The 18,565-nt window shown below is 57.2% G+C and carries 15 protein-coding genes; 5 read left to right on the top strand and 10 right to left on the bottom strand.

Features of this window, described 5'->3' with window-relative positions:
• The first annotated feature begins 71 nt into the window (after positions 1–71).
• Together ahcY and metF are read left to right on the top strand one after the other, a co-directional pair.
• Positions 72–1,448 (top strand): adenosylhomocysteinase, encoded by a 1,377-nt coding sequence (ahcY, locus tag ACYX4K_RS16995; RefSeq protein WP_475090959.1) that lies wholly within the window; start codon positions 72–74, stop codon positions 1,446–1,448.
• Between the two features lie 103 nt (positions 1,449–1,551).
• The gene (gene metF, locus ACYX4K_RS16990) at positions 1,552–2,391 is read left to right on the top strand and encodes a methylenetetrahydrofolate reductase [NAD(P)H] (RefSeq protein ID WP_475090960.1); all 840 of its coding nucleotides are present in this window, start codon (positions 1,552–1,554) and stop codon (positions 2,389–2,391) included.
• Between the two features lie 50 nt (positions 2,392–2,441).
• Here the strand turns inward: metF and ACYX4K_RS16985 are convergent, their stop codons facing one another.
• Complete coding sequence (locus ACYX4K_RS16985; RefSeq protein WP_475090962.1) at positions 2,442–3,068, bottom strand: OmpA family protein; 627 nt, start codon at positions 3,066–3,068, stop codon at positions 2,442–2,444.
• A gap of 273 nt (positions 3,069–3,341) precedes the next feature.
• Here ACYX4K_RS16985 and ACYX4K_RS16980 point away from each other — a divergent pair, with 273 nt between their 5' ends.
• On the top strand, positions 3,342–4,094 hold the full coding sequence (locus tag ACYX4K_RS16980; RefSeq protein ID WP_475090963.1) for a hypothetical protein: 753 nt from the start codon (positions 3,342–3,344) through the stop codon (positions 4,092–4,094).
• A gap of 45 nt (positions 4,095–4,139) precedes the next feature.
• On the opposite strand, the gene ACYX4K_RS16975 is transcribed toward ACYX4K_RS16980, so the two are convergent.
• The 6 genes from ACYX4K_RS16975 to ACYX4K_RS16950 all read right to left on the bottom strand — a co-directional run bounded on the left by ACYX4K_RS16975 (position 4,140) and on the right by ACYX4K_RS16950 (position 11,100).
• A complete protein-coding gene (locus tag ACYX4K_RS16975) occupies positions 4,140–4,304 on the bottom strand; it encodes a hypothetical protein (protein WP_475090965.1) in 165 nt (54 codons plus the stop codon).
• Between the two features lie 44 nt (positions 4,305–4,348).
• Entirely contained in the window at positions 4,349–5,008 is a 660-nt protein-coding gene (locus ACYX4K_RS16970) for an HAD family hydrolase (protein WP_475090967.1), read from the bottom strand.
• Positions 5,009–5,029: 21 nt separating this feature from the next.
• A complete protein-coding gene (locus tag ACYX4K_RS16965) occupies positions 5,030–5,392 on the bottom strand; it encodes a hypothetical protein (protein ID WP_475090969.1) in 363 nt (120 codons plus the stop codon).
• Positions 5,393–5,485: 93 nt separating this feature from the next.
• Positions 5,486–6,226 carry a 16S rRNA (uracil(1498)-N(3))-methyltransferase gene (locus tag ACYX4K_RS16960; protein ID WP_475090971.1) on the bottom strand — a complete coding sequence of 247 codons (741 nt, stop codon included), beginning with the start codon at positions 6,224–6,226 and terminating at the stop codon, positions 5,486–5,488.
• Between the two features lie 477 nt (positions 6,227–6,703).
• Positions 6,704–9,838, bottom strand: coding sequence for an efflux RND transporter permease subunit (locus tag ACYX4K_RS16955; protein ID WP_475090973.1), 3,135 nt, complete (start codon positions 9,836–9,838; stop codon positions 6,704–6,706).
• Between the two features lie 2 nt (positions 9,839–9,840).
• On the bottom strand, positions 9,841–11,100 hold the full coding sequence (locus ACYX4K_RS16950) for an efflux RND transporter periplasmic adaptor subunit (protein WP_475090975.1): 1,260 nt from the start codon (positions 11,098–11,100) through the stop codon (positions 9,841–9,843).
• A 358-nt stretch (positions 11,101–11,458) separates the two neighbouring features.
• Between ACYX4K_RS16950 and ACYX4K_RS16945 the strand changes: the two genes are divergently transcribed.
• Positions 11,459–13,810 (top strand): Tex family protein, encoded by a 2,352-nt coding sequence (locus ACYX4K_RS16945; protein ID WP_475090977.1) that lies wholly within the window; start codon positions 11,459–11,461, stop codon positions 13,808–13,810.
• A gap of 120 nt (positions 13,811–13,930) precedes the next feature.
• Here ACYX4K_RS16945 and ACYX4K_RS16940 read toward each other — a convergent pair whose 3' ends face one another.
• From ACYX4K_RS16940 to ACYX4K_RS16930, 3 genes are read right to left on the bottom strand one after another with little or no spacing between them, the layout of a single operon-like run.
• Positions 13,931–15,157 carry a DUF418 domain-containing protein gene (locus ACYX4K_RS16940; RefSeq protein ID WP_475090978.1) on the bottom strand — a complete coding sequence of 409 codons (1,227 nt, stop codon included), beginning with the start codon at positions 15,155–15,157 and terminating at the stop codon, positions 13,931–13,933.
• A 2-nt stretch (positions 15,158–15,159) separates the two neighbouring features.
• Positions 15,160–16,224, bottom strand: a complete 1,065-nt coding sequence (locus tag ACYX4K_RS16935) for a pyridoxal-phosphate dependent enzyme (RefSeq protein ID WP_475090979.1) — start codon at positions 16,222–16,224, stop codon at positions 15,160–15,162.
• The gene (locus tag ACYX4K_RS16930) at positions 16,221–17,165 is read right to left on the bottom strand and encodes a GHMP family kinase ATP-binding protein (protein WP_475090980.1); all 945 of its coding nucleotides are present in this window, start codon (positions 17,163–17,165) and stop codon (positions 16,221–16,223) included. Before ACYX4K_RS16930 ends, ACYX4K_RS16935 begins: the two co-directional genes overlap by 4 nt.
• Positions 17,166–17,295: 130 nt before the next feature.
• Between ACYX4K_RS16930 and ACYX4K_RS16925 the strand changes: the two genes are divergently transcribed.
• A complete protein-coding gene (locus tag ACYX4K_RS16925) occupies positions 17,296–18,564 on the top strand; it encodes an ATP-grasp domain-containing protein (protein ID WP_475090981.1) in 1,269 nt (422 codons plus the stop codon).
• Position 18,565: the final 1 nt, after the last annotated feature.

The following is an 18,565-nucleotide window of genomic DNA, read 5'->3' as shown; positions in this document are numbered from 1 at the left end:
GCCACGAAACTGAATACCGGCCTTCGCCGGTATGACGGGGAAAAACTTCAAAGATTTAGGTAATGAACCAAATGAGCACCGAATTTAAAGACTTTAAAGTCGCCGACATTTCCCTGGCCGACTGGGGCCGCATGGAAATTGAAATCGCCGAAGGCGAGATGCCCGCGCTGATCACCCTGCGTGAAAAATACCGCGCAGAGCAGCCGCTGGCGGGCGCCCGCATCATGGGCTGTATCCACATGACCATCCAGACCGCGGTCCTGATTGAGACCCTGGTGGCCCTGGGCGCGGAAGTGCGCTGGTCCTCGTGCAATATTTTCTCTACCCAGGATCACGCCGCCGCGGCGATTGCCGCCTCCGGCATTCCGGTTTTCGCCTGGAAAGGTGAAACGGAAGAAGAATACGAGTGGTGTCTGGAGCGCACTATCGGCGCGAACGTGGCCGGCTGGCAGCCAAACCTGATTCTGGATGACGGCGGCGATCTTACCGAACTGCTGCACCGCAAATATCCGGAGCTGCTCGACAAATGTCACGGCATCAGTGAAGAGACCACCACCGGCGTACACCGCCTGCAGGACATGCTGAAAGCGGGCACCCTGAAAGTACCGGCGATCAACGTGAACGACGCGGTCACCAAGAGCAAGAACGACAACAAGTACGGCTGTCGCCACAGCCTGAACGATGCCATCAAGCGCGGTACCGACCATCTGCTGTCCGGCAAGAAAGCGCTGGTGATCGGTTACGGCGATGTGGGTAAAGGTTCCGCCGCTTCCCTGCGTCAGGAAGGCATGATCGTAAAAGTCACCGAAGTGGACCCGATCTGTGCCATGCAGGCGTGCATGGACGGCTTCGAGCTGGTTTCCCCTTATATCAACGGCGTAAACGACGGCACAGAGTCCTCTATCAACAAGGACCTGCTGGCGAATACCGATCTGATCGTCACCACCACCGGCAACGTCAATGTGTGCGACGCAAATATGCTGAAGGCACTGAAGTCCGGCGCCGTGGTTTCCAATATCGGTCACTTCGATAACGAAATCGACACCGCATTTATGCGCGAAAACTGGCAGTGGCAGGAAGTGAAACCACAGGTGCACAAGATCGTGCGCGATGCGGCCACCAACGACCACCTGCTGCTACTGTCCGAAGGCCGCCTGGTCAACCTGGGTAACGCCACCGGTCACCCGAGCCGCATTATGGATGGCTCCTTCGCTAACCAGGTGCTGGCGCAGATCCACCTGTACAACGAGAAGTTTGCCGATTTGCCGGCGGACCAGAAGGTTTCCGCGCTCTACGTAAAAGTACTGCCGAAGCACCTGGACGAGGAAGTGGCCAAGTACATGGTGGAAGGTTTTGGCGGTGTGATTACCCGCATGACCGAAGACCAGGCCAAGTACATCGGTGTTTCCGTGGATGGCCCCTACAAGCCGGAAAGCTACAAGTATTAATTGACCTCTCAGGTACTGGATGCCGGCCTTCGCCGGCATGACGATGCTCCGTCATCCCGGACTTGATCCGGGATCCAGAAAGCCGAGGGAATGGAACAGAATAATGAGTGATTTACGTATCAGCTTTGAGTTTTTCCCACCCAAGACCGAAGAGGGTCGGGAAAAACTGAAAAATACCCGCGAGGAACTGCAGGCCTTCGACCCCGCATTCTTCTCGGTCACCTACGGTGCCGGTGGCACCACCCGCGATACCACCGCAAATATTGTGTGCGAACTGCGCGGAAAGGGTGTTTCCATCGCGCCACACCTGTCATTTGGTGGCGACAATGAAGAGATCGTTCTCGGCCTGCTGAACCGCTACAAGGATGCCGGTGTCGATCGCATCGTCGCACTGCGCGGTGATATGCCGTCCGGTATGGGCTCCGTGGCGCAGCTGGTTTATGCCAACGAACTGGTGGCATTTATCCGCCGCCACACCGGTGATCACTTCCACCTGGAAGTGGCGGCTTACCCGGAAATCCATCCGGAAGCGGACAGCTATGATGCGGATATCCGTTTCCTGAAGGGCAAGTTCGAGGCCGGCGCGAACAGTGCCCTGACCCAGTACTTCTACAATCCGGATGCCTATTTCTACTTCCTGGATCAGTGTGAAAAGGCCGGTATCGATGCGCCGATCTATCCGGGTATCATGCCGATTACCAACTTCACCAATCTGGCGCGCTTCTCCCGCAACTGTGGTGCGGAAATTCCGCGCTGGTTGAAGTACCGCATGGAGAGCTTCAACAATCCGGAAGATGTGAAAAAGTTGGGACTGGAGATTGTGACGGATCTTTGTGAGACGCTGCTGGAAGGCGGCGCACCGGGGCTGCATTTCTACACCATGAATCAGGTAGGGCCGACGGCCGACATCCTGAACGCTCTGGATCTCGCCAACAAAGAATAAAATTAGCCCGGTGACAGCAATGTCACCGGGTTTTTCTTTTATAGGCTTAGTTATTGATTCAGCGCCTTGTTCAATTTCTGCGGACGTCCCAACCGCACATTGACCGGCTTGCCCTGGAAGTCGATCACCCGCACCACCAGCCTGCGATTCTGCTCTCTGCCCCGCTGGGTTTCATTGTCTGCGATCGGATCCGAATCACCCAGCCCGGTGGCCTCTATCCGCTCTGAATGTATCCCTCGCTCCAGCAGAAACTGTTTGACCCAGTTGGCCCGCCATTGCGACAGCTTGCGATTTTTGTCGGGATCACCGGCATTATCGGTGTGCCCTTCCACAACAATTTTCAGCGCGGGAAAGTCACGCATAATAATCAGCAATGCTTCGATGTCGGCGAGGGTGTCCATTTTTGGCGCGAAGCCGCCGGGTTCGAAGTCCACATTCAATACAAAGGTATCACCGCGCTCCCGAGCCTGGCCCATCAGGTAGCGGACCATATCGTCACCAAAAGGCGCAGCCTCGCGGGCACTCTTTTCGCCCACACCATTGCTTACCAGTTCGCCCGGATCCAACGAGTACTTTTTAGTGGGATCGGGGCAACCGGTGAGAAGCAGGGCACTGAGCAGAGCGCCAAGTGCCGAACAGTGACGCCGTAGCGGTTTGCGGAAAAAGACAGTAGGCATAAGAGCCGGCTCCTTCGAATGACTGCAATCTGATTCGAGTCGGTCGGGTGGCTGCATTCCGAAAGATCCTTGTAGTCAGCAGCCAGCAACTGCTTACGACAGACACTTTCGGTCGCTAGATTCTCTAGATACTAGGGTCGGGAGAATCTTTTCCCTAACCGGGCGCTCACGGCAGGAATACAACGGGGAATAGGGGGATTTCTGAGTTGACCGAGTGCACCCTAACCTAATCAAAATACCAAGAGCCTATTTTTTGCCCCCAGGGAGACGGCAATGAACAAACAGCTACTGCTTACCATCCTCGGGATATGCGCTATTGCGCTTTCCCTGGTGTTCGGCTCGCGGGTCACTGCACAGCAGATTGTGACGGTGGACCCCGGGGATGCCTGGTTGAATGCCAGCGAGGGATATCGGGAAACCGTGACCTGGCGAGTCGCCAGCAAAGGGGGTGCAGCGTCACCGCGGGGGGTGTTTGTGAACCTGGACAACAACCAGGAACTGGCGGTGGTGGATCAGATTCTGGAGTTCAGTGGCGACCGCGGTGAGGTTACCGAAATCGTGCAGATATCTCCGGTACAGGCGCGCAGCTGGCACGCCAAGGGAGTGCGTCGCGTGGGCTATCGCCGGGTATTTGCGGGTGCCGCAGGCAGCCTTTCAAACCATATTCTGTTTGACCTGGATTCCAGCGGTCGGCTGGCGCAGGTGCAGGCCTCGCCACCCTCTCAGACGGTGAGCGGCAAGTCGCGCAAGCTGATGATGGCGTGGAATCTGGACAGCGATCTCGGTGAGATCCGTGCGTCTTCGGTGAGCGGACAGTTTATGGTGGGCGACCGGGTGATACACGAGGTATCGGAACCGCTGACCGCGGAGGCGGGCAAGCCGCTGCGGGAAACCGTGGAACTGCCCCAGGGACTGGTGAGCACTTTAATCGCTCAGGGTATTTACGAGGTCCGCTATACGCGCACCTTTGTGGATGACAAAGACACCCGCCGCAGCGCGTCGGTACAGGTGCGACTCACCGAGTAACCCAGACCGTAGTGCCATTGGCCTGGCGCCACCAGTGCGTTTTTATCAGCTGTCCCGTTTGCGGCGGGTCAGCTGGAACCAGAAGGCGCCCTCCAGCAGAAAACCCAACACCAGAAAAACGGCACCACCCGCGGGGATGCCAAAGACATAACAGGCAATCGCCGCGAAAAGGCATGCAAACGCGATCAGAATCCGTTTTAGTGTACTCATATCCCGTCGCTCCAATCTTTATAGTCAGTGATTAAAACCTGCTACTAAAAATAGTCCAGCAGCAGCTGCATATCATTGATAACCCGCGCCCCTTCCGCTTCGAGTTGCCGCGCACGGGTGCTATTGTGGCTGTAACCAATCACCGGCATACCCGCCGCCACCGCGGCCTTTACTCCGGCAATGGAGTCTTCCACCACCAGACAGTGTGCCGGATCGATATCGAACTGCGCCGCGCTGTGTAAAAACAGATCCGGCCAGGGCTTGCCGCGGCCAACGTCATCGGCACTGTAGATACGCCCGTCGAAATAGTCCCACAATCCAGTCTTATTCAATGTGATCTGCATCTTGGCGTGGGGGCCGGATGACGCAACGCAGGTTTGCAGGTCTGTGGTTTGCAGCTTATCCAATACCTCATGGATACCAGACACCGCTTCCAGCTCGGTATGGAAGGCCTCGCGAATACGGCTCTCGGTGGCATTGAAATAGGACTGCGGCAACGGCCCACCGTAGCGGGTTTCGATATCCACAATACAGTCTTTCGAAGGTCGGCCACTGAACTGTTCATCCAGCTCTTCCGCTGTCGCCGGCATGCCGAGTTTGGTCATTTCCTCGGCCAGCACCCGGCAGACGATGCTTTCGCTGTCCACCAGTACCCCATCGCAATCAAAAATGACCAGCCGCGTATTCGACGCAAAACTATCCATCACACATCCACTTTTCGTTATTCAGGTCGCCGAGATCAGCAGAATACCGATCAACACCCCCACCGCGCCGGCCACACGCACAAAATTTTCATTGCCGTGCACGATACCCAGTACAAATTCCTTGGTGCGCTCATAGCCCGACTGCAGCGCGTAGGCGCCGATCACAATCAGGAATATACCCAGCACATTGAACAGGGTTCCCCAGCTGCGGGTATCAGAGATCAGCAGGAACACCATGCCGATCACTATGCGTGCCCAGCAGCCGAAATAAAACAACTGCGGATTCATCCGCTCGCCAATATCCCGCGCGATCTGCGGCTTGAGAATCACCAGAACAGACATGGCCGTAATAGCCACACCGATCAGCCAGACTAATGCTTTCATAGGTTCACCTTTTTTCGTGCCCGCTTATTCTGTGTGGATAGCGGTGTACCGGGAATTCTGGATTCCCGCATGCGCGGGAATGACGAGGCAGGGCTAAATATCGCCCCACTGGAACTGTAAAACAGACAGCGCTGCGACCGGCGCGGTCTCGGTCCGCAGTACCCGCGGGCCCAGACGCAGTGGGTGGAAGCCCTGCTGCAATGCCAGCGCAATCTCATCCGCGGACAGCCCACCTTCCGGCCCCACCAATAATAGCGCGGTATCCGGCCGCCCGGACTGCTGTTCCAGCTCCGCCAGTGTCGCCTCGGTGCGGTGGTGGAGCACCAGCTTCAGAGTATCGTCCTGTTTTGCCTGCTCAAGAAACTGCGGATACTTCAACGGCGGCAAAATCGCCGGCACCCGATTGCGCGCGCACTGCTCACAGGCACTGATCGCAATCTGCTGCCACTGCCCCAGCTTTTTCTGCAGCCGATCACCGGACAGCTTCACCTCACAGCGCTCCGTAAACAACGGCTGAATCCGCGCCACCCCCAGCTCTGTTGCCTTCTGGATCACCCAGTCAAAGCGATCCCCGCGAGAAATACCAATCGCCAGAGTAATCCCCAACGGCGACTCCCGATCATCCTCAACAAAGGCACCAAGCTTGACCCGCACCTTCTTCCCAGCCTCCATCAACTCCGCCGCATACTCCCCACCCAAGCCATCAAACAGAACTAACGGACGCCCTGGCCCCAGGCGCAGCACCTTCACCAGATGACGCGAAGCGGCTTCGTCTAGCTGGACTTCAGATTGGCCGGACAACGGCTCGGAGGAAAAAATACGGGGAATACGCAAAGGGAGTTCCAACTCTAGGAAAACATTGCGTGAAGGGTAATACAGGACAGGAAATGTTTGTAGGGCACTTCGAGCCCCAGAAAAGCTCTGTTTGGAGCCCGGTGGCGGGGAAGCACCGGGTATTGGTTTTTGAAACCGAGCTAGGCGCCCCCCTGTGAACCCCCGCAAGCGGGCCCGGCCGCCAATCATAGATTGGCGTCGTTCGGCTGCGCACGAAGCGGTGCTTCGTAAACGCTTGCCTCACCCCTGGGCGCTGCGGCGCAAACATCCTGTTTGCGACGCTTTCAAAAACCAATCCCCGGCACTCCCCCTTCATTCCGTTGTTCGCGCTTCGTAAGAAGTAAAATGCGAAGCCCCTGATCGGGGCGGGGTGATTCGATACGGAACGATTGCCGATGAGGTTGTGGAGTATCGGATTACCCCGTCCCGATCAGGGGCGCCACCGGCCCCAAAAGAGCCCAGCGGCGCGCAGCCCAATCAGACTTTCTCGAAGCTAACCGGCAACTCCTCAGAAGCCTTTTCGCCTTTAAACTTGACCCGCAGCACCTCGATCACCTTATACAGGTTCGGCACCAGAATCAGAGTCACGAAGGTCGCACAAAGCACACCAAACGCCAGGCTCACCACCATCGGAATCAGGAACTGCGCCTGGATCGAGCGCTCGAACATAATCGGCACCAGACCGATAAATGTCGTAATGGAAGTCAGGATAATCGGACGGAAGCGATCCCGCCCCGCCTGTACCACCGCATCCATCACCGCCAGCCCCTGCGCCCGCAGCTGATTGATCCGGTCCATCAACACCAGGTTATCGTTCACCACAACACCCGCCGCCGCCAGGAAGCCCAGCATCGACATAATACTGATGTCATAGCCCATCAACAGGTGCCCCAGAATCGCGCCGAAGAAGCCGAACGGCACCGCCGTCAGAATCAGCAGTGGCTGAGAGTACGAGCGGAACGCGATCGCCAGCAGCGCATAGATTGCAAACAGCGACAGAATAAAGAACGCCAGAATTGCCGTGCCAAATTCCGCCTCTTCCTGCATCTCGCCCGCCGTCTTAAGACTGAAGCCCGGGAAGCGCGCCTCCCACTGCTTCAGGTTCTCTTCCCGCAGTTGCTTGAGAATTTCAAAGGCCGGCGATGAGCCCGGAATCAGTTCCGCAGTCACCTGCACCGTGCGCTCGCGATCGTTGCGACGGATGGTGGTGTAGCCCGGCACATAGACCGCATCGGCCACCGCACTGAACGGCACTTCACCTTCCGCGGTACGCACGCGAATCCGGTCGATCTGGTCTTCGTTGGCGCGCTCTTCCTGTGGATAGCGCACCATCACCCGCACGTCTTCACGGCCGCGGGGGATGCGCTGGACTTCCTCACCGTAGAAACCCTGGCGCACCTGCTTGGCCACGTCACTGAGGCCGATACCCATATTGGTGGCGTGAGGCTTCAGCTGGATCTCGATGTCCTGGCGGGCAGCCACCAGGTTATCGCGCACGTCGTAAACGCCGGCAAAGTTGTTCAGCGCTTCTTTCACCACATCCGCGGCGCGGCGCAGTTCATCCATATCACCGGACGATGTGCTCAGGTTCAGGGACATGCCCGCGCCACCGTCGTTGATGGTGTGGTGGATCTTCATCTCTTCCACACTGGCCGGCAGCTCACCCACGTATTCGCGCCACTTCAGCGCCAGCTGTTCCGAGGTGACATCCCGCTGCTCTCCGTCGGTGAGCTGCAGCAGTACGGTGACGTTGCCGCGCCACAGGAACACCATGGTGTTTTCCACAAACGGCTCACCACCGTTCAGCGCCAGCATTTCGGGGTCCTTGGCGAGCTGGGCGCCGGCGCGCTCAAACTTCTGCAGTACCCGTTTGGACTCCTCGAACGATTCACCCTGAGCCATGGTGGTGCGGAGTTCCAGCATGTCCGATGGTACTTCCGGGGAGAAGGCGGAGCCGATATAACCGCCCTTGAACACCGCAAAGGACAGGATCAGGGCCACAAAGAAGATCATTACCGTTGCGCGACTGTTGCTGAGGGACTTCTCCAACAGCGGCATGTAGTACTTGTCACCGGCCTGCTGCATGGCCCGGGCAAACTTGCCGCGCACCGCCTGCAGCTTCAGCCCGAGACCGGAAGTCGCTTTCTTCTCTGGTTTCAGGTTTACCAGGTGCGCCGGCAGGATCAGCAGCGACTCCACCAGGGAGAAGGCCAGACACAGCAGTACCACCACCGGCAGCGCCAGCATCATCTGCGAGGTCACCCCGGGCAGGAACAGCATGGGAATGAAGAACACCATGGTGGAGACCACGGCGAAGATCACCGGTGCGGAGACGGTTTTCACCCCCGTTTCCGCGGCCTGAAGCCCGGTCTCCCCGCGGTCGTGGGCGGCGTGCACCGCTTCCCCGACGATAATCGCATCGTCCACTACGATCCCGAGAATCATCAGGAAGGCGAACAGCGACAGCATATTCAGGGTCACACCTGTCACCGGCAGCAGCCAGAAGGCGCCCATAAACGCGGTGAAAATACCCACCGTTACCCACACCGCCAGCGCCGGGCGCAGGAACAGCATCAGCAATACAAACACCAGCGCGAGACCGGTGACCGCGTTCCAGAACAGCATGCTCATGCGGCTTTCATAGGCTTCGGAGAAGTCGAACCAGGTCTCGAACTCCATCCCCGGCGGCAGATTTTCGCGCGCCTCTTTCATGAACTCGTTGATGGCATCGGCAGTGGCCACCACGTCCAGCGGCTCGCCCTGCATGACCCGCAGGTTCATGGCAGACTCGCCGTTGAAGCGGATGATGGATCCCTCTTCCTCAAAGCCGTCGTTGACTGCGGCCACATCGCCCAGCAGCAACTGGGTGCCGTCGGCGCGGCTCAGCAGCGGGATGCGCTCGAAGTCCGCCTGGGTATAGGCCTGGCCGCGAGTCTGCACCTGGATATCACCGCGGTCGGAACGCACACGGCCCGCCGGCAGGTCGAGAGAAGAGCGGCGCACCGCATTGGCCACATCGTCAAAGGTCAGGTTGTAGCGGCGCAGATTGACTTCGGAAACCTCGATGGACACTTCATCCGCGCGGTCACCCCACACATCGACACGACGCACACCGGGCAGCAGCATCAGCTTGTCGCGCAGGTCCAGCGCGGTCTGCTTCAGCTGACGGTCGGAGACGGGACCGCCGATGGCGATCATCATCATCTGCTGTTCCCACTCTTCCAGCGCGATCACCGGGCGCTCGATGTCCGAGGGGAAGGTACTGATGGAATCCACCTGCACCTTGATGTCGTTCAGCAGGCGCAGCTCGTCGTAACCCTCCTGGGACTCTATGCGCACGGTGCTGTGGCTGCGGGCGGACCAGGAGTTGATCTCCTTGATGCCCTTCACCTCGGCGATGGCCTGCTCGACCCGCAAGGTCACCTGCTGCTCCACTTCCGCGGGGCCGGCGCCGGGGTAGCTGATGTCGACCTTGACGATGCCGGGGTTGATGGCTGGGAACACCTCGCGGCCCACGTGGGAAATACCGAAGATGCCGCCGATGATGATCATGATCATCAGCAGATTGGCGGCCTTACTGTTGCGGACGAACCATCCGATGATGCCTTGCATGATCAGCGGGCCCCCTGCGCGGAAGCGGTGGCACCGCTGCTGTCGGAGTCTTCTTTTTCCGCGTCAGCCGCCGGCGCTTTTTCGCCCAGCATCAGCCCGGAGGGCTTTTCGTTCAGCGGGTTTGGGGTCAGCACCATGCCCTCGCGGGAATAGCCGAGGCTGGAGATCACAACTTTTTCACCGATGGCGAGATTGCCGCGCAGCCACACCTGGTCGCCCACCGCCTGCAGCAGCTGCATATCGCGGAAGCCCAGCTGGTTTTCCTCGTTCAGCACCAGAATATGGCTGCCTTCGTGCAGGGCCTGGCGCGGCAGCACACTGATGTCGTCGTAGGTCTTGCCGGCAATCTGCGCTTCGACAAACAGGCCGTTGATCAGCGGCGCTTCGCCGGCGTAGGGATTCTGAATCTGGGCGACCGCGTAAACGAAGCGGCTATTCGGGTCGATCGCCGCTTCGGTGCGCACGATCTGGCCGCGCCACTCGCGCTCTTTACCGGCCAGATTGGCGGCAACCCGTACCGCCGGGCCATTCTCGATGGCACTTCCCAAAGGCAGCTCCAGCAGAGACAGTTGATGGTCGGTCAGCGGCAGGCGCACTTCCGCCACACCGGTGCTGTGAATACGCGCGAGCTTGGTGCCCGGAGTCACGTACTGGCCGATATCCACCAGAGTCTCCACCACGCGGCCGGGGAATGGCGCCTTCACCCCGGTGCGCTCCAGGTCCAGTTTGGCCTGATCGCGATCGGCTTTTGCGGCCGCGAGGCCGGCTTCGGCGGCGGCCAGCTGCGGCTCGCGCAGGAACAGGCTATTGGCGGTCTTGGTGCCCAGGTCGCGCCACTCGCGTTTGGCCTGTTTGGCCATACCCTGCTCCTGAGCAAGGGTCGCGGCGGCATTGGCCACCTGGGATTCGGCGCGGGTCAGGGCGTGGCGGTAATCCGCCGGCTCGATCTGGATCAGGGAATCCCCCTGCTTGAAGAATCCACCGGGTACAAAAGCGTCGTTCACGCTCTCGATCACCCCGCCCACACGGGCCACCACTTCAATCTCGTGGCGCGCACGCACCGAGCCCTGGCTGGGCACCAGCAGGGTCTGGCGGCCGGGGGTCGCGTAGACCACATCGGCCACCGGCGGCAGCGCCGCTTCTGCAACTTTTTCCTCAGGCTTGGGGGCCAGAAGAGTCACTGCGGCTACAGCGGCCACGCCCACTACAGCAACAATTCCCAGAACCTTATTTTTACCGGAGCTTTTTTTCGGAGAATTCACAGGTATTTCCGTTGATCAAAATTTAACTAGTTGCGCATTCTACAGGGCTCGCACCACTTTGGAACCACCCCCGGCTGCAGGCCGTCGCAGCAGAATGCAGCTGACCGCAAATGACCATTGGGGCCGATTTCCTGCCAGCCTTTCATGGCATTTTCAATCTTGGTGACCGGCGCCGCATGGCCCATAATGGCCGCCCTTTTTTGTGACCGACACGAGGGATTGGACAGGGGAGTCTCCTGCACTATCGCCTGCGCCGGTCATTCGCGCGCCCATTTCTATGACCTGATCCGGCGCAGCCGTCGAACGGATGAAATACCGATGACTCACCAAGTGACTTTCTGAGGAAGCAGATAACAAGATGTTGGATATCAACGCCCGTATAGCCGAAGAACTGAACGTGCGCCCACAACAGGTGGCCGCCGCCGTAGGACTGCTGGACGAGGGCGCCACGGTGCCGTTTATCGCCCGCTACCGGAAGGAGGTCACCGGCGAACTGGACGACACCCAGCTGCGTACCCTGGAAGACCGCCTACGCTACCTGCGCGAGATGGAAGAGCGCCGCGCCGCGATCCTCAAAAGCATCGACGAGCAGGGCAAGCTGACCCCGGAACTGGCGCAACAGATCAACGCCGCCGATACCAAGAACCGCCTCGAAGACCTCTATCTCCCCTACAAGCCCAAGCGCCGCACCAAAGGCCAGATCGCCATCGAAGCGGGCCTGGAGCCGCTGGCCGACGCCCTCTACGCCGATCCCACCCTGAATCCGGAAGAGGAAGCGCAGAAATACCTCAACAGCGACAACGAAGACGCCGCCCTGCACGTCAAAGACATCAAGGGCGCGCTGGACGGTGCCAAGTTCATACTGATGGAGCGCTTCGCCGAGGACGCCGAGCTGCTGGGCAAACTGCGTGATTTCCTGAGCCGCGAGGGCCAGGTGAAATCCAAGCTGCTGGACGGCAAGGAAGAGGAAGGGGCCAAGTTCCGCGACTACTTCGAATACGCCGAGGACTGGTCCAAGGTACCCAGCCACCGGGCGCTGGCCATCTTCCGCGGCCGCAACGAAGGCATTCTGGCGATCAACCTGGGGCTGGAGGGCGACGAAGAGCGCGCACCGACCCAGGCCCACCCGTGCGAGGCGATGATCGCCCGCCACGTGGAGATCGAAGACCACGGCCGCGCCGCCGACAAATGGCTCGGTGAAGTGGTGCGCTGGACCTGGCGTATCAAGCTGCTCACCAGTCTGGAAACCGACCTGCTGGGCCAGCTGCGGGAAAAGGCGGAAGAGGAAGCCATCAAGGTCTTCTCCCGCAACCTGAAAGACCTGCTGCTGTCCGCCCCCGCCGGCCAGAAAGCCACCATCGGCCTGGACCCGGGCCTGCGCACCGGGGTGAAAGTGGCCGTGGTAGATGCCACCGGCAAGGTGCTGGACCACACCGCCATCTACCCGAACCCGCCGCAGAACAAGTTGGCGGAATCCGCTGCGGTGATCGCCACACTGGCCAAGAAATACGACGTGGGCCTGATCGCCATCGGCAACGGCACCGCCAGCCGCGAGACCGACAAGTTTGTCGGCGAGACCATCAAGCAGTTCAAGCTGACCGCACAGAAGGTGATGGTGAACGAGGCCGGCGCCTCCGTGTATTCGGCGTCCGAATTCGCGGCGAAAGAATTCCCGGACCTGGACGTGACCATCCGCGGTGCCATCTCCATCGCCCGCCGTCTGCAGGACCCGCTGGCAGAGCTGGTGAAGATCGAACCCAAATCCATCGGCGTGGGCCAGTACCAGCACGACGTATCCCAGTCGCAACTGGCGCGCTCCCTGGACGCGGTGGTGGAAGACTGTGTGAACGGCGTCGGCGCCGAGCTGAACTCCGCCTCCGCACCACTGCTGACCCGCGTGTCCGGCCTGTCCGCCTCCATCGCCGCCAATATCGTCACTTATCGCGATATGAACGGCGCCTTCAAGAGCCGCGCCCAGTTGAAAGAAGTACCGCGCCTCGGGCCCAAGGCGTTTGAGCAGGCCGCGGGCTTCCTGCGCATCAACAATGGCGAAGACCCGCTGGACCGCTCCGGTGTGCACCCGGAGTCCTACATCGTGGTGAAGCGAATCGCAGAAAAGAACGGCCGCGAGATCAACGGCCTGATCGGCGACTCCGCCTTCCTGCGCCGCCTGAATCCCGCGGACTACACCGATGAAAAATTCGGTGTACCCACGGTGAAAGACATCATCAGCGAACTGGAAAAACCCGGCCGCGACCCGCGCCCGGAATTCCGCACCGCCAAGTTCGAAGACGGCGTGGAAGAAATCAAGGACCTGCGCCCGGGCATGGTGCTGGAAGGCACCGTCACCAACGTCACCAACTTCGGTGCGTTTGTGGATATCGGTGTGCACCAGGATGGTCTGGTACATATCTCTGCACTAAGTGAGAAGTTCGTAAAAGACCCGCACGAAGTGGTGAAGGCGAACGACATCGTCAAGGTGAAAGTGATGGAAGTGGACGTGGCGCGCAAGCGTATCGGCCTGTCCATGCGCATGTCTGACGAGCCCGGTGAACAGGGTAGCGGCGGCGTCAAGAAAGGCGACCACCGCGAGTCTCGCCAGGCGACCCGCCACAACAACCGCAGCCGTCAGCAACAGCAGGGCGGCGGCAACGGTGGCCGCGGCAGCATGGGCGACCTGCTCGCGGCGGCGATGAAGGGGAAAAAATAATTTTTTCCCCTTCACAAATAAGGATGGGCGGTCACTGGCCGCCCATTTTTTTGCCTGGATCCAGCCGATAAACATCGGTCGCGATGATGGACCACCCGAGCCTAATTCATGGCTCGATTTTCATGCAATACCGGAACGGGCCTCGGCGCTTCGCTTCCGTTCTGCCGAGTAGCTCAAGCGCCGCCACAAATACTCGACAGGGCCAAACTGAAACCTGCTCAGCCAGAATCGTGCGAACAGGAACTGGACCAGCAAAATTCCGATGCCAAAAAAGACGATCGAATAAAAGGGCAACTTCCCCATCAACCCGAAGCCATAGGCATAGAAAAGTAGCACACAAGAAATGCTTTGCATCAGGTACATCGTCAACGCCATCCGCCCCACATTCGCCAAACTGCCGAAGCTGGCACCCGCACGCCATAGACGGTAGAACAGCGCCATATATCCCAGCGCCAGAACGATACACCCACAGTGGTAAATCACACCCTGAACCAGTCCCAAACCACCCAAAGAAAACGGACTACCTGTTTCATACTTGATATACGCATAGCCCAGATTCAACAGGGCCCCCAGGCCCAGCAAACAGAACACACTGCGCCAACTGGGACTAGACGCATTCCCTTGCAGATATAGACGAACCAGATAAATACCCAGTAAGAACTGCCCCAGAACCTGAAACGGGCGCCCTGTTTTCAGATACGACATAGCGCGGGGAATCGCACTCAATACGTTCCCCCAAAACACCTCCTCAGCACCACCACCTGCCCGCAATGCCAACAGGCTTACCCCCTGGTATCCCAACCATTGCCGGAGGGCATCCGCCGCCGATTTCAGCGCGTTCCAAAAGGGATGCGTATGTGAAATTGCCAGGACAACGTGAATAACCAAAGGAAAGATCAGAAGCACCACTATGCACGGCATCAGCAGGCGATTCTCAAGCCGCAGAAACAGGAGAAGACAGACACCAAGAAGACTGTACAAGGTCAGAATATCCCCATGCCAGATCAGGTACATGTGGGATACTCCGAACACAAACAGAATTAGCATACGCCGCAGCCAGAATACTGGAAACGTTTGTCGATGGCTCTGAAAGCGGGCGTACTGCAACCAACAACCGGCGCCAAGCAACATGGCAAAAATACTGTAAAACTTCCCTTCCACAAAATAATCGATCGCAAACAAAACAGCCCGATCAATCCCGGGCAACGCCTGAACCTGAGAAAAGCTCAAAGAGTAGAATCCGGTGAAACTCACCAGGTTGGCAAAAATAATCCCGCACAAAGCAAAACCACGCATTGCATCGAGCAGAACCACCCGATCCTTTGTCGGCTGTATGCTTCCAGACATTGTCACGCCTCCACCAATGCGGTTTGATGATCTATTTCTCTGGCCTCATAGTCTAAATTCCGGTTGTGGGAAACACCGTGGCGCTGCCAATCCATCAGGCACCAATCCAGACAAAGATCAATTACCGAGTCGATTACTTTTGGACAAAAATTCGATACATCTCTGGCATTTTTATGCGCCGAGAACACCGGCTCCAGATACCGGTATCCCAAATCAGCGCCGATAAAAATACAGGGATCATCCGCTGCTACAGTGTTCGCACACCATTGCGCCACGGTATAACAGGAACCCGTTGACAGGCCGGAGAAAGCTGCATATTTCTTTAATAGCTCGATGGACCCGTGCCGACTGTAATCAAAGGAAATCCAGTGGATATAATCGTATAGATTCGCACGAACATTCCTGAATGGTATTGAGCTGCCTATACCTGCGATAATAATATCTGGATCTTCTACATGCTCGGAATTGAACGTCACACTGCCAAATGGCTGTACACCATGAAGGCACACCTCCCGGCCCATCTCTCGCAAATATCCCGCCGTCGCACCTGTTGAGCAACCCGACCCCACTCCACCCACCAGGGTAAGCTTTTGCTCTGAAAAGTTCTCCGCCAAAAGCCGGGCAAACTCCCGATAACCCCGGTAATGAATACTGTCGTGGTACTGCTGCATCCAGTGCACATCATCGCGCTGCTGTAATATTTGCTGTATGCGCTGCACCCGGTTATTTTGATCCATCTTCAGATTGGGCGCAGAAGCTGCAGGTTCAACCGTTGCGCCAAGAATCTCGAGCTGTAGCTTGAGTGCCGGATCAACAGTTTTCGATGCAACGATGTGGCAGTTTAGCCCGTATTTATGACAGGCCAACGCCAGCGCATAAGCGTATATACCACTCGAGCTGTCGAGCAGTGTTTGTCCCGGCGCCACAACTCCGCTTTCAAGCAGGTTCTCGACTGCCGCAAGGGTTGAATACACTTTCATGGACTCAAACCGGGCAAAGTAGAGGTTTCCTTTCAGATGTACCAGATCGGGCGTTTTTATAGCTTCAGAAATATGTGTGTGGATCATGCGCGAATATCTGCAAACTGACAGTAGCCACCGAGCTCCCGGTAAAACTCTGCCACTCTCTGAAACACATCGACAGGCGGTGGCTGGCAATAAAGCAGTCCTACCACCGATCCGGTGTGCGCCACAATGACGCCATCCGCTGAAAAATCTGACTGCGCGCTAAAAATTGACTGAAAGTGGGGCTTCGGGATCACTTCATTCGAAAGCTCCGCACTTTTTGTTGAGACATGACACATTGCTTTGATGTCTGCCGATGAAAGTGCAAGTTCCGCGCTTTGAAAGAGATCCCGGTAGTGACTGTAATTACTTTTGTAGAAATCGACCAAAAGCGACTTGGTACCATTGGTATCCACGGTCGCTGTCTCGTGCATGTAAAGCGCGTATAACGAAGGAATTTTATCGAACTGATGAATGACTTTGTGATTTGAGCTGCAGAATAGGGACAGCTGACTCAAGAACACGGCGTCCGATCGCTCAATTTTCGCCAGAATCCGTATCACCTCATCGGTCGTCAGTGGGTGCTGAATATAATTCGCAGCACAGCGCAATATTGCGACAATATCTGCCGTAGAACTGGCCATGCCTCTTGCAACTTCCAGATCACTGGTAAAGGACCAGTAACCGCTCGGCCAGATCACTTCATGATCCCGACAAAACAGGTCCAGCGCGTGAAACGCATTCACACGCTCAGGCGTCGCCAGTCTCTGATCCTGCAAACTGCTAAAGCCCGTTTCACATGGCGTGAAATACGCCCAACTATATTTTGGGATCAATGACGAAACCACCACGATTTCATCGGCATCGTCCGCGGCCGGTCCCTGGAACAATTCTCCGAGCGCTCCACGGCAAACGCCAACAAATGGTTTCCGCCCCTGGACTGCTCCTCCACCCGAAACAGTTTTATTCCGAGAATTAAAATTGGCCTGATATTCATTCAGCATTTGGCGCAAGTTCCTTCTTGTCGATTCCGGGTTGTCTGAACGGCCCCCTTGGTGTTACGGTATAACACAACCGACAAGCTGATTAAAACCAGAATAGGATTTTTTCTGGTCGCTCACAAAGGGAATTCCCATGGCACACTTGCTACTGATCGAGAACTGGGTTGAGGGCACCGGCAGGCTTTTCCCAAAAGCCATTCGTGATCTTGGTCACACATTCACTTTTATCACCCGAAACCCCAGCCACTATCTGGACGAGACGTCCGAGAAAATGCATCCGATATTTTTCTATGCGAAAAATATTCTTACCGCCGAAACCAACGATACCGATGCACTCATAGCGTTCCTCTCCATTCAGCACCAGGCTCTGAAGTTCGACGGCGTATTAACAATCTGTGACTACTATGTTGATACCGTGTGTCAGGTCGCCCGCGCTCTAAAATTACCCCAGTCATTCTCCTCCAATGTCAAAACCATCCGACGCAAGCACCTGGTTCGGAAAGCGCTTGAGCGTGCGAGGTTACCCAATCCCAGATTCAGCGCCGGCAGTGGCTGGTCCAGCACACGGGCAGCCGCTGCCGACATTGGCTATCCCTTGATTGCCAAACCCTCCGACCTGGCATCTAGTGCCTATGTACAGCTGGTAAACAATGAAGACGAGTTGCGTGTTGCGTATGACAAGCTGACGAGTTTCACCCATAACTTTCGCGATCAACCAAGAGATACCATCTGCCTGCTTGAGGAGTACATGGATGGTCCAGAAGTGAGCGTGGAAGCGATTACGCATCAAGGAAAAACATCGATCTTAGGGATAACGGACAAATCCCTGACCGGGCTGCCATATTTCATTGAAGACGGGCATATGTTTCCGGCAGATTTACCAGAAGCACAATCCGTTGAAATCGTGAATTTTGTTCGCGCGACGCTGGAAGCCGTTGGTCACGATCACGGAATCAGTCATACGGAAATAAAACTGACATCCAACGGACCTAGATTGGTAGAGATCAACCCCCGCCCCGGCGGCAACTACATTGTCGAGCTTATCCAAAGGGTGACCGGTATTGACCTGCTCAACGTGCACATTGAGCTGGCACTCGACAGGAAACCAGATCTCTCCAGCCTGGAGAATATTCAGGGAAGTGCTGCCATCAAATTCCTGGTCCCTCAATCCCGCGGAAAACTGATCGCGATCAATGGTGAGGAGCAACTGAAGAACTGTGCAAACGTGCAGAGATGGACACTGAAGCAAGCTCAGTCTCAAGACATTTACCCGCCAATTGACAATGCCTGCTACCTCGGCTTTGTCATCACACACGATGAGAGCGGCAATAAAGCCCGAGACTATGCAGAACAGGCAATCATGCGACTCACGCCTGATATTCGAGTAGAGGCGGAAGCCTGAG

It is taken from the genome of Microbulbifer sp. ABF4_107, assembly GCF_056312215.1.
Note: the sequence above shows the minus strand (reverse complement) of the source record. Positions and strands in the feature narration are given on the sequence as shown.